This window comes from Halomonas sp. 25-S5 (assembly GCF_029889845.1).
Taxonomy (GTDB): domain Bacteria; phylum Pseudomonadota; class Gammaproteobacteria; order Pseudomonadales; family Halomonadaceae; genus Halomonas.
The window spans coordinates 119578-132109 of record NZ_JARANV010000004.1 but is presented as its reverse complement, the minus strand read 5'-3'; the positions used below and the strand labels follow the sequence as shown (position 1 = coordinate 132109).

General features: G+C 68.6%; 10 protein-coding genes. 8 read left to right on the top strand and 2 right to left on the bottom strand.

Annotated features, from left to right (window positions below):
- Positions 1–2: 2 nt before the first annotated feature.
- Positions 3–2243 carry a primosomal protein N' gene (locus OP498_RS04950; protein WP_280552818.1) on the bottom strand — a complete coding sequence of 747 codons (2241 nt, stop codon included), beginning with the start codon at positions 2241–2243 and terminating at the stop codon, positions 3–5.
- A 159-nt stretch (positions 2244–2402) separates the two neighbouring features.
- On the opposite strand from OP498_RS04950, the gene rpmE reads away from it, so the two are divergent.
- Entirely contained in the window at positions 2403–2615 is a 213-nt protein-coding gene (gene rpmE, locus OP498_RS04945; protein WP_280552817.1) for a 50S ribosomal protein L31, read from the top strand.
- A 264-nt stretch (positions 2616–2879) separates the two neighbouring features.
- On the top strand, positions 2880–4151 hold the full coding sequence (locus tag OP498_RS04940) for a malic enzyme-like NAD(P)-binding protein (protein WP_280552816.1): 1272 nt from the start codon (positions 2880–2882) through the stop codon (positions 4149–4151).
- Between the two features lie 135 nt (positions 4152–4286).
- Here OP498_RS04940 and OP498_RS04935 read toward each other — a convergent pair whose 3' ends face one another.
- Positions 4287–6815, bottom strand: coding sequence for a penicillin-binding protein 1A (locus OP498_RS04935; protein WP_280552815.1), 2529 nt, complete (start codon positions 6813–6815; stop codon positions 4287–4289).
- A 264-nt stretch (positions 6816–7079) separates the two neighbouring features.
- Between OP498_RS04935 and pilM the strand changes: the two genes are divergently transcribed.
- The 6 genes from pilM to aroK are packed head-to-tail and all read left to right on the top strand — an operon-like array spanning position 7080 to position 12532.
- Positions 7080–8141 (top strand): type IV pilus assembly protein PilM, encoded by a 1062-nt coding sequence (pilM, locus tag OP498_RS04930; RefSeq protein ID WP_280552814.1) that lies wholly within the window; start codon positions 7080–7082, stop codon positions 8139–8141.
- A complete protein-coding gene (locus tag OP498_RS04925; protein ID WP_280552813.1) occupies positions 8138–8698 on the top strand; it encodes a PilN domain-containing protein in 561 nt (186 codons plus the stop codon). Before pilM ends, OP498_RS04925 begins: the two co-directional genes overlap by 4 nt.
- Complete coding sequence (locus tag OP498_RS04920) at positions 8695–9327, top strand: type 4a pilus biogenesis protein PilO (protein WP_280552812.1); 633 nt, start codon at positions 8695–8697, stop codon at positions 9325–9327. Before OP498_RS04925 ends, OP498_RS04920 begins: the two co-directional genes overlap by 4 nt.
- Positions 9324–9854, top strand: a complete 531-nt coding sequence (locus OP498_RS04915) for a pilus assembly protein PilP (protein ID WP_280552811.1) — start codon at positions 9324–9326, stop codon at positions 9852–9854. Before OP498_RS04920 ends, OP498_RS04915 begins: the two co-directional genes overlap by 4 nt.
- Before the next feature lie 60 nt (positions 9855–9914).
- A complete protein-coding gene (gene pilQ / locus OP498_RS04910; protein WP_280552810.1) occupies positions 9915–11990 on the top strand; it encodes a type IV pilus secretin PilQ in 2076 nt (691 codons plus the stop codon).
- Positions 11990–12532, top strand: coding sequence for a shikimate kinase AroK (gene aroK, locus OP498_RS04905; protein ID WP_280546308.1), 543 nt, complete (start codon positions 11990–11992; stop codon positions 12530–12532). The genes pilQ and aroK overlap by 1 nt, the downstream gene beginning before the upstream one ends.

Sequence of the window (12532 nt, the reverse complement as noted above, 5' to 3'; positions counted from 1 at the left end):
TTTCAGGCCAGGGTCTGGGGGTCGATGTCCAGCGACCAGCGCACCCGTCGTGCTTCGGGGCGGCCCTCGAGCCAGGTGACCAGCCAGGCGCCGGCCTCGTGCAGCTGGCTGCGGCGGTCGGCGGCCAGCATCAGCTGCAGGTGATAGCGGTTCTGGCGCCGTTCCATGGGGGCCGGGACCGGCCCCAGGCAGTCGACCTCGAGGCCTCGCTCGCCGATCCGCTGGCGCAGGGCCTCGGCGGCCAGGCCGCCCAAGTCGACCACGGCCGCCTCGCGGGGTGCCTCCAGCCGCAGCAGGGCCAGGAAGCGGAAGGGCGGCAGCCGGGCCGCGCGGCGCTCCTCCAGCAGCTGGCTGGCGAGGGCGTCGTAGCCACGCTCGGCCAGCAGGCGCAGGTGCGGGTCGTCGGTATGCAGGGTCTGCACGAGTACCCGGCCAGGGTGGGCGGCGCGGCCGGCGCGGCCCGCCACCTGCTCGAGCAGCTGGGCGCTGTGCTCCAGCGCCCGGAAGTCGCTGGCATAGAGCCCGGCATCGGCATTGACCACCACCACCAGAGTGACATGGGGCAGGTGGTGCCCCTTGGCCAGCATCTGGGTCCCCACCAGCAGGCAGGGTTCGCCGCGGCGCACCTCGGCCAGCATCTGCTCGAGGGCGTCGCGGCGTCGGGTGCTGTCGCGGTCGATGCGGTGCACCGGCACCTCGGGGAACAGCGACGCCAGGGTCTCCTCGGTGCGCTCGGTGCCGCTGCCCAGGGGGCGCAGGTCGACGCTGTGACACTCGGGGCAGGTGTCGGGGAGGGCACGGCGCCGGTCGCAGTGGTGGCAGGCCAGCAGCGGCGGCTGTCGGTGCAGGGTCATGCGGGCATCGCAGTGGTCGCACTCGGCCATCCAGCCGCAGGCGTGGCAGGCCAGGGTGGGGGCGAAGCCGCGACGGTTGATGAAGACCAGCACCTGGTGGCCGGCGGCCAGGGTCTCGCGCACCGTCTCGATCACCGGCGGGATCAGTCCGCCCTGGCGGCGGCCGCGCAGGTCGACGAGCTCGAGGCGGGCCGGGGCATGGCGGCTGGCCCGGCGGGTCAGGCGCAGGTGGCGGTAGTCGCCGTGCAGCGCCCGCTGCAGGGACTCCAGCGACGGCGTGGCGCTGCCCAGCAGCAGCGGGATGTGGTGGTGGTGGGCACGGGCCACGGCCAGGTCGCGGGCATGGTAGCGCAGGCCGTCCTGCTGCTTGTAGGAGCCGTCGTGCTCCTCGTCGACGATGATCACCCCGGGGCGGGCCAGGGGGGTGAAGATGGCCGAGCGGGTGCCCAGCACGATGGGCGCCCGACCGCTAGCGGCGGCTTCCCAGGCATCGAGGCGCTCGTGATCGGTGAGCCCCGAGTGCAGGGCCACCACCGGCGCCCGGAAGCGGCGGCGGAAGCGGGCGAGGTTCTGGGGCGTCAGGCCGATCTCGGGGACCAGCACCAGGGCCTGGCGGTGGCGGCCGATGACCGCCTCGATGAGCTGCAGGTAGACCTCGGTCTTGCCGCTGCCGGTGACGCCATGCAGCAGGCAGGGGTGGAAGCCGTCGAGCCGCTCGTGGATGGCGGCCAGCGCCACCGCCTGCTCACGGTTGAGGGGCAGGGCGGGTTCGGTCAGCCCCGCGTCGCCCTCGGCCGCCGGCGAGGCGGCCAGGGGTTCCTCGTGACGGGCCACCAGGCCCTTGTCGGCCAGGGCGCGCAGCTGGTCGCGGCTGAACGACTGGGCGAGGATCGCCTGGCTGACCAGTCCGTGGGGATGCTGGCGCAGCATGCTCAGCAGTTCGGCCTGGCGGGGGGCCCGGGCCAGGCCCGGCGGGGCGTCCTGATGGCCGGCCACGGTCACGCACCAGCGCTCGCGGGTGCGGGCCTCGAGCGCCCGGCCCTGGCGCAGCAGCCCCGGCATCGCCTGGTGCAGGGTGTCGCCCAGGGCATGCTGGTAATAGCGGGCGGCGAAGCGGCACAGCCACAGCCAGTCGGCGGGCAGGGGGGCGCCGTCGAGGCAGCCCGCCACCGGCCGGAGACTCGACAGCGGCAGCTCGCTTGCGTCGCGGCATTCCACCACCACGCCGACGACTTCTCGGCGGCCGAAGGGCACCTGCACCCGCAGGCCGGGCTGCCAGCCCCCGGGGGGAGACTCGCCGCAGGGGCGATAGTCGAACAGCCGGCGCAGCGGCGAGGGCACGGCAACGCCCAGTACGCGTGGCACGGGCGGGCAGGGGGAATCGGGCAATTGGCCTCCGGCGTCGGTTCTGCTAGAATGCTCCGCCGCTGCGGACACCCAGAGTGCGTGGGAGGGTGCGTGGCGGCAACCGGTTCGCATCGACAGACAACCCGTATGCGGTGCCTGGCAGAAGATCAGGTGGCGGCATACAGCTTTATGAGGCTCAAGATGAAACAAGGTATCCACCCGGATTACAAGATGGTCAACGCGACCTGTTCCTGCGGCGCCACCTTCGAGGTCGGCACCACCGCCGGTCACGACTTCTCCCTGGACGTCTGCTCCCAGTGCCACCCCTTCTATACCGGCAAGCAGAAGCAGGCGACCACCGGTGGTCGCGTCGAGCGCTTCAACAAGCGCTTCGGTGCCGCCATCAAGCGCTAAGCCGCCTGGCCCATCGCACCATCGAGAAACCCGCCTATCATGGCGGGTTTCTTTATGCCCGGCTGTCGGCGCTCCCGTTGGCCGCCTGCTGGCCGCGGGGATAAGCGAAGCGTCGTGGCTGGAGGGGTTAGCCATAAGTGTCGGCAAATGGCCGCAACGTCTTCAAACGAGCGTACAACAGGGAGGGATGTCTGGCGAGTTGAGCGCGCCGTGCTTTTTGTATACGCTAGCCGGTCTCTAACTGTTTTACCGGATCCTCTCAGCATGACTGACGCGAAGAAGAAGGCGGCGCTGGACTACCACGCGAAACCCATCCCCGGAAAGCTGTCGGTGGAGCTCACCAAGCCCACCGCCACCGCCCGGGACCTCTCGCTAGCCTACAGCCCGGGCGTGGCGGAGCCGGTTCGCGAGATCGCCAATGACCCGGAGAACGCCTACCTCTACACCGGCAAGGGCAACCTGGTGGCCGTGATCTCCGACGGCAGCGCCATCCTCGGTCTCGGTAACCTGGGGCCGCTGGCCAGCAAGCCGGTGATGGAGGGCAAGGGGGTGCTGTTCAAGCGCTTTGCCGGCATCAATTCGGTGGATATCGAGGTCAACGCCGAGAGCCCGCAGGCCTTCATCGACACCGTGGCGCGCATCGCCGACACCTGGGGTGGCATCAACCTCGAGGACATCAAGGCCCCGGAGTGCTTCGAGATCGAGCAGGCGCTGGTCGAGCAGTGCAGCATCCCGGTGTTCCATGACGACCAGCACGGCACCGCCATCGTCACCGCCGCGGGCATGCTCAATGCCCTGGACATCGCTGGCAAGTCGCTGGACGGCGCGCGCATCGTCTGCCTGGGGGCCGGCGCCGCGGCCATCGCCTGCATGAAGCTGCTGGTCTCCTGCGGCGCGCATGCCGAGAACATCGTGATGCTCGACCGCAAGGGGGTGATCCACAGCGGTCGCGAGGACCTGAACCAGTACAAGGCGATGTTCGCCGTGGAGACCGACAAGCGCACCCTGGCCGATGCCATCGAGGGCGCCGACGTCTTCGTCGGCCTCTCCGGCCCGGGGCTGATGAGTGCCGATCACATCCGCCGCATGGCCCCCAATCCGGTGGTCTTCGCCTGCACCAACCCCGACCCGGAGATCCACCCCGACGTGGCCCGGGAGGCGCGCCCGGACGTGATCATGGCCACCGGCCGCTCCGATTACCCCAACCAGGTCAACAACGTGCTGGGCTTTCCCTTCATCTTCCGCGGGGCGCTCGACGTGCGCGCCACCCGCATCAACGAGGAGATGAAGGTCGCCGCCGTCCACGCCCTCAAGGATCTCGCCCGCGAGCCGGTGCCGAAGGAGGTGCTCGAGGCCTACGAGATGGACGAGATGCACTTCGGGCCGGAGTACATCATTCCCACCCCCGTGGATGTCCGTCTGCTCGACCGGATCTCCTCGGCGGTGGCCCAGGCCGCGGTGGACTCCGGGGTGGCACGCAAGCCCTATCCCTCGCATTATCCGCTGAAGACCGTAGACGACGTTTACGGTGGTTAAGCGTTAGCGCCTTCAACTGCACACACGACACCGCCGGCCTCAGGGCCGGCGGTGTCGTGTGTGCAGTTGAGGATGTCGGGAAACCGAGGATGTGGTGACCGGGCGGCGTCCCTGCCGCCCGGTGCGGGTGACGTTCTAGAAGATGGCCTCGTAGGCGCCGGTGCCCTGGGAGCCGCTCTCGCGCTCGACCTCACGCTCGACCCGGCGCGGCTGGAAGCCGGGCAGATGGTCGGCCATGAACAGCTCCTCGATGCCGCCGCCCTGGCCATCGCGCAGCAGGCGACCGGTGTCGGGGTCGACCCGCTCGGTGACCACGTTCTCCGGCCGCTCGGGCCAGCGCTCCGGCTGGCCCTCCAGGGCCTGGCCCATGAAGTCCATCCAGATCGGCAGGGCGGCCTGGGAGCCGTACTCGGCGGTGGGGGTGTTGTCGTCCTTGCCCACCCAGGCGGTGGTCACCAGGTCGCTGTTGAAGCCGGCGAACCAGGCATCGCGCTGGTCGTTGGTGGTGCCCGTCTTGCCGACGATGTCGCTGCGGCCGAGCTCCAGGGCCTTGCGCGCGGTGCCGCGCTCGACCACGTCGCGCAGCATGTCGCGCAGGATGTAGACGGCGGCGGGGTCGGCGACCCGGGGAGCGACCTCGAAGGTCTCGCCGTCGCGCTCGACGGTCTGCTGGCCGTCGCGACAGTCGCGACAGGCGACGCGCGGGCTGGCCTCGTCGATGACGGTGGTATCATCGACGCGGGTCACCCGCTCGATGAACCAGGGCGACACCTTGAAGCCGCCGTTGGCCAGCACCGCATAGGCGTTGGTCATCTCCAGCGGGGTCAGGCTCGCGCTGCCCAGCGCCAGGGAGAGGCCGCGCGGCAGCTGGTCGCCGGCGAAGCCGAAGCCCTGGAGGAACGCGATGGTGCGATCCAGCCCCAGGGCCTGCAGCACGCGGATAGTGACCAGGTTGCGCGAGTGCGCCAGGGCATCCCGCAGCCGGGTCGGGCCGAGGAAATCGCCGCTGGAGTTCGCCGGGCGCCATAGCTCGTTGCTGCCGTCCTGCACCACCACGGGGGCATCGTTGACCACGCTGGCTGGGTTCATCTCGCCGCTGTTGATCGCCGCTAGGTAGATGAAGGGCTTGAAGATCGAGCCGGACTGGCGGCGGGCCTGGGTGGCGCGGTTGAACTTGCTGGCATCGAAGTCGAAGCCGCCCTGCAGGGCCAGGATGGCCCCGGTGTCGGGGGCCATCGCCACTAGCGAGCCCTCGGCGTCGGGGCGCTGGGAGAGACGCCAGCTGCCGTCTTCCCGTTGCAGGATGCGCACCAGGTCGCCGCGGCTGGCAATCTCGCTGGCCGAGCCCGGGGCGGCCCCCCGGCTCCTGGCGCTGCGATAGGGGCGCGCCCACTCCAGGCCGGCCCAGTCGAGGGTGTGCAGCTCGCCACCGCGAACCAGCACCTGCATCTCGCGGCCTTCGTTCTCCACCACGATGGCTGGCTGCAGGGGGCCATAGGCGGAGGTGCGCTCGAGCACCTGCAGCCAGTTGCTGACATCGCCCTCGACACCCTCGACCTCGGTCTGGCTGCGCTCGGCGGCGCGACGGGCGGTCTGCATGATCTCGGGCGACTCGGCGAGCTCCTCCTCCAGGCCCTCGCGTCCGGTCTGCTCCTGGGCCTCGGCCAGGCTGCGCGGGATGTCGGTCTGCTCGGGGCCACGCCAGCCGTGCCGGGTGTCATAGGTGATCAGTCCGTTGGCCAGGGCCTGGCCGGCCAGCGGCTGCAGCTCGCTATCCAGGGTGGTATGGATGCGATACCCGCCGGTGTAGGCTCGGTCGCCGTAACGCTCCACGGCGAACTGGCGAGCCATCTCGGCGACGTAGTCGGCTTCCACCTCGAGCTGGGCCAGGTGGCGCCGCGCGGTCACCGGGGCCTGCACGGCGTCGTCATAGGCCGCCTGGTCGATGATCCCCAACTCCCGCATGCGGAACAGGATCCAGTTGCGGCGGATCAGCGCGCGCTCGGCGTTGGCCAGCGGGTTGAAGGCGGAGGGCGCCTTGGGCAGGCCGGCGATCATCGCCGCCTCCGCCAGGGTCAGCTCGGCCATGGGCCGGTCGTAGTAGACCTCCGCGGCGGCGGCGATGCCGTAGGCGCCGCTGCCGAGATAGATCTTGTTGACGTAGAGCTCGAGGATCTCCTCCTTGGAGAGGATCTGCTCCATCTGCAGTGCCAGCAGGATCTCGCGGATCTTGCGAGTGAAGGTCCTGTCCAGAGTGAGCAGATAGTTGCGCGCCACCTGCATAGTGATGGTCGAGCCTCCGGACTGGATGTCGCCGCCGCTGGCCACCAGCTCTACCGCGGCACGCGCCAGGCCCTTGGGGTCGACGCCGCGGTGGTCGAAGAAGGTGGCATCCTCGGCGGCCAGCAGGGCCCCGATGAGTTCCTGGGGGATCTCCTCATACTCCACCAAGGTGCGGCGCTCCTCGCCGAACTCGCCGATCAGCTTGCCGTCGCGCGTGAAGATGCGCAGCGGGGTCTGCAGCTCGAAGTCCTGCAGTTGGCGCACATCGGGCAGGCCGGGGGCGAAATAGAGCGCGGCACCCACCACGCCCAGTACCCCGGCGGCAAAGAGCGAGACCAGCAGCCAGAGGAGAGAGACAGCCAGGGTTCTGAGTAACTTCATGAAAACGCGGTATCCATGCTGGGAACGGGGGCGGAATGGTGGCGATGAAGAGGCCTTCCCTTGCGGCTGCCATTATAGGAAGCCGAGGAGGTGGTCACCAGCGTTGACATGCGGCGACACCGTCATTCGTGTGAGATCCGGAAATATCATGTAACCTTCGATTACGGATCGGGTATGATGAATTTCATGTGTTCCGCTCCGATTCGGAGTGGATAATCATAATGAGCGGCACGCCGCATGGACCAGGCAGGGGCATGACTCAAGATGCGACTGAGAGCATCCGGCAAGGGACTGGTCGGTGTCGATATCACCTCGGCAACCGTCAAGGTCATCGAACTCAAGCGTGCTGGTAGTCACTACCAGGTTGAAAGCTACGCCGTACGGCCGCTGCGCGAAGGCGCCGTGATCGAGCGGCGCATACGCGACATGTCGGCCGTGGTGGACGCCCTCAAGCGCGCCGTGGACCATGCCCGGCCGGGATCGCGCAATGCCGCCGTGGCCGTGCCGGCCAGTGCCGCCATCACCAAGACCCTCACGTTACCCGCCTCGCTCGACGACGACGAGATCGAGGCGCGCATCCAGCTCGAATCTGACAAGCACATCCCTTTTCCGTTCAGTGAGGTCGCCTTCGACTTCCAGCGGCTGGGCCTCAACGCGCGCTACGGCGACCAGCAGGACGTCCTGCTGGTCGCCTGCCGCCAGCAGGACGTCAATCAGCTGACCGAGGCCGTGCTGCAGGCCGGGCTCACCCCGGCGGCAGTGGATGTCGAGACCTTCGCCATGGAGCGCGCCTTCCAGGAGCTTCGCCACCAGCTGCCCGCGACCGAGGTCGAGCAGGAGTGCGTGGCCCTGGTGGATATCGGCGCCACCATGAACGCCTTCCATGTGCTGCGCGAGGGGCGCGTCACTTACAGCCGCGATACCGTGTTCGGTGGCCGCCAGCTGACCGACGAGATCCGCAATCGCTACGGGCTGACCCTCGAGGAGGCGGGTCTGGCCAAGAAGCGCGGCGGCCTGCCCGATGACTACCAGCGCAGCGTGCTCGACCCCTTCCTCGATACCCTGGTTCAGCAGGTGGGACGCTCGCTGCAGCTCTACTATACCGCCGGGCGCAAGCAGGAGGTGCGGCGCATGATCCTGGCCGGTGGCACCAGCGTGCTGCCGGGGCTGGCGGAGCGCCTGGCCGAGGAGAGCGGCATGGAGGTGGTGATCGCCAACCCCTTCCGGCGCATGAAGGTGAACCCCCGCATCGACGTCCCGACCCTGGCCGGCGATGCCCCGGCCATGCTCACGGCCTGCGGCCTGGCGATGAGGGTAGGCAAATGACCATCGAGATCAACTTGCTCCCCTGGCGGGAGGAAGTGCGTGCCCGGCGCAGCAAGCGGTTCTTCCTGGCACTGGCGTTGATGGCGCTGATCGGCCTCGGCGGCGGCTATGGCATGACCTGGTACTACGAGCAGCGGCTCGCCGACCAGCAGCAGCGCCAGCAGCTGATCAGTGACCGCACCGCCGAGCTGGATCATGATATCCGCGCGGTGAGCCAGTACGAGGAGCAGGTCACGTCGCTGAAGCGCCAGATCGAGGTCTTCGAGCAGCTGCAGATGGGCCGTCCGCAGACGGTCCACGTCTTCAACGCGCTGGCGGGGAGCCTGGAGGAGGGCGTCTACTACTCCGGGCTCAACCGCCAGGGCAGCCAGCTGCGGCTCACCGGCCTGGCCGAAGACAACCGCCGGGTCTCGGACCAGCTGCGCCAGCTGGAGGCCTCTGCGGTCTTCGACGTGCCGGTGCTCTCCGAGGTGGAGTCCACCGACGGCGCGATGCGTCGCTTCAACCTCAGCGTGAACCAGCAGATGCCCGACGGGGAAGGCACGGAGGCGCCATGAATCTGTCCACGGAAGTTCGTCGACTGAGCGACATGGACTGGGGAGAGCTGGACATCAAGGAGTCCGGCGGCTGGCCCTTCCTGCTGCAGTTGATCTGTTGCGTGCTGGTGGTGGGCCTGACCCTCGCCGGCATGTACTGGTACCTGGCCGCGCCCAAGGTCGAGGAGCTCGAGCAGGCCCAGCGCGAGGAGCAGAGCCTGCTGCGCGACTACCGCAGCAAGTCGGCCCAGGCCGCCAACCTGCCGGCGCTGCGTGAGCAGGTCGAGGAGCTCGATAAGCGGCTATCGGGGCTGGTAGCCATGCTCCCGGGCGGTCCCGAGATCCCGTCGCTGATCGACGACATCAGCGAGACGGCGCTGGACAACCAGCTGTCCATCGACTTCATCCGCCTGCGTAGCCCCGTCCTGCAGGAGTTCTACACCGAACGTCCCTTCGATATCCGGGTGAAGGGCGACTACCACCGCATCGCCTCCTTCATCGCCGGCGTCGCCGATCTGCCGCGCATCGTCACCCAGCATGACTTCAGCCTGGCGCCGGTCGATGGCGGCAACCGCCTGCAGCTGTCGATGCTGGCCAAGACCTACAGCTACCGCCCGCCCCAGGCCACCGCCGAGGAGGGAACGCCATGACTCATTGGCTGACCAGAGGCGCCCTGATGGCCCTGCTGCTCGCCCTGGGGGCCTGCCGTGACGCGAACCTGCCTACCCTCGAACGGGAGCTGGAGGCAATGCGGGTCGACCCCGGCCAGGTGGACCTGGAGCCGGTGCCGCCCATGCCGACCTATACCTCGGTGGACTACGACTTCGCCGACGAGCGCAGCCCCTTCCAGGCGCGCCTGCCGGAGCCCGAGGAGTTGCCCGGAGGCGGTGCCGACAGCGACCTGGCACCGGATGAATCGCGTCCGAAGGAGCCGCTGGAGGCCTATGACCTGAGCGAGCTCGAGCTGGTGGGCACCCTCACGGTGGGCGGGCAGCCCTCGGCCCTGATCCAGGCGCCGGACGGCAAGGTGCATCGCCTGCACACCGGCAACCACCTGGGATCCGACTTCGGGCGCATCATCGGCATCACCGGGGCCTCGGTGCAGCTGGTGGAGATCGTGCCCACCGGGCGGGGCGGCTGGACCGAGCGCGGCACCCGGCTGACACTCGACGACTAGACAACATGATGCCATGCCGCCGGGCAGTAGGCGGCAGGGGCCAGCAGGGGGAAGGGAACAATGCAACCGATGATTCGTGGTCTCGCAATCGTGGCACTGCTGGCGGTCTCCACGGCCGCCGTGGCGGCCTCCACCCTCACCGACCTGGCGTTCCGCCAGGGTAGTGACGGGGCGCTGGAGGTGGATCTCGACTTTCGTGGCCCGGTTCCCGAGGTGCGCGGCTATCGCCTCGACGACCCGGCCCGGCTGACCATCGACCTGATGGACACCGACAGCGCCCTGGAGCGCCGCCGCGAGGAGCTCGGCATCGGCGGGGTCGAGCGGGTCACGGCCCTGGAGGCCGGTTCGCGCACGCGCCTGGTCTTCGAGCTCGAAGGGCCCCTGCCCTACGACACCCGTCAGCAGGGCGACCGCCTGCACCTGTCCATCGGCGGCGGGGCCGGCCAGCCGGCGGCGGCTTCGACCACGACCGCTACGACCACCGCCTCAACGAGGCCGAGCCGGGACACTGCCATGGCGTCCGGCCGACCGAGCATCCAGGACATCGACTTCCGCCGCGGCGGCGACGGGGCCGGGCGGCTGGTCGTGACCTTCAACCGCACGGGGGTGGATGCCCGGGTGCGCGAGAGCGGGCGCAACCGCATCGTCGCCGAGCTGCGCGGGGTCGAGCTGCCGACCTTCCTGGACCAGGTCTACGACGTCAGCGACTTCGGCACGCCGCTCAAGCGCGTCACCCCGCGGGTGGGGCGCGATGGCGTGACCCTGGATATCGAGGGTGAGGGCGGCTTCGCCATGCTCTCCACCCAGAGCGGCCGCCAGCTGACCATCGAGGCCCAGCCGGTCACCCGGGAGGAGCGCGAGGAGCGCACCCGCGAGCAGTTCCCCTATTCCGGCGAGCGCATCACCCTGAACTTCCAGGACATCGAGGTGCGCTCGGTGCTGGCGATCATCGCCGACTTCACCGGCCTCAACCTGGTGGCCAGCGACAGCGTGACCGGCCGCGTCACCCTCAACCTGCAGGACGTGCCCTGGGACCAGGCCCTGGACCTGGTGCTCAAGAGCCACGGCCTGGCGAGCCGCCAGCAGGGCAACGTCATCGTGGTGGCCCCGGCCAATGAGCTGGCCAGCCTGGAGCGCCAGGAGCTGGAAGCCCGCGAGCAGCTCGAGACTCTGGCCCCGCTGGAGACCGAGTACATCCAGGTGAAGTATGCCAAGGCCGATGACATGGCCCGCTTGCTGCGCGGCGAGAGCGGCTTCGGCCTGCTGACCGAGCGCGGCCGGGTGGCCGTCGACCCGCGCACCAATACCCTGCTGGTACAGGATACCGCCGACCAGATCGATGCCATCCTGGCCACCCTGGAGCGCCTGGATATCGCCGTGCGCCAGGTGCAGATCGAGGCGCGCATCGTCATCGCCCGGGACAGTGCCACCCGCGAGCTGGGGGTAAACTGGGGGCTGTCGTCAAACAATCAACAAGTAGGCTCAAGCAACATCATTGGAGATGCTACAGAGGATGTTGAAGGAGGTGGAGGTGTTGGGCGGTCATTTGGTGGCCTCTCCGTGGATATGGGCAGTTCTGATGTCGCGAATACAGCTTTCAGCTTCGGCTATCTCTCCGGCGATATCCTGCTCGACCTGGAGCTGCGTGCCCTGGAGAGCGAGGGCAAGAGCCAGACCATCTCCCAGCCGCGGGTAATCACCGCCAACCAGCGCACCGCGGTGATCAAGCAGGGCACCGAGATTCCTTTTCAGGAATCCACGTCCAGCGGCGCGACCGATACCGAGTTCAAGGATGCGGTGCTATCGCTGGAGGTAACACCGCAGATTACCCCGGACAATCGCATCATTATGGACCTGGTGATCAACAACGATACGGTGGGGGAGCTCTTCAACGGTGTGCCCTCCATCGACACGAACTCCATCGAGACCCAGGTGCTGGTGGATAACGGCGAGACCGTGGTGCTGGGAGGGATCCTCACCACCGAGGAGGTACGCAGCCTGTTCAAGACGCCCTTCCTGGGCGACCTGCCGGTGCTGGGCAACCTCTTCCGCTATACCGAGAACACCAATGATAAGGTAGAGTTGCTGGTATTCATCACGCCCCGAATACTGGACGACAACCTGGCCATTCGCTGATGCAGGCACTACCCAACCTGATACTGATCGGCCCCATGGGGGCCGGCAAGAGCACCATCGGCCGCCTGCTGGCGGCCGAACTGTCACGCGCGTTCTACGACAGCGACCACCAGATCCAGGCGCGCTGCGGCGCCGACATCCCGTGGATCTTCGACGTCGAGGGCGAGGCGGGCTTCCGCGATCGCGAGACCCAGATGATCCGCGAGCTGACCCGTCACGACGGTGTGGTCATCGCCACCGGTGGCGGCGCCGTGCTGCGCGAGGAGAACCGCCGGGTGCTGCGCGAGAGTGGCACCGTCATCTATCTGCTCACCACCGTGGAGCAGCAGCTGCGGCGCACCGCCAAGGACCGCAACCGACCGCTGCTGCAGCACGGCGACCGCGAGCAGCTGCTGCGCGACATGTTCGCGCTGCGTGACCCCCTCTACCGCGCCACCGCCGATGTGGTGGTGCGCACCGACCGGCGCGGCCCGCGTGCCGTGGTCAACGAGATCGTGCGGCGCGTCACGCGCCTGGTCGATCCCCTGCAATGCAAGGCCTGA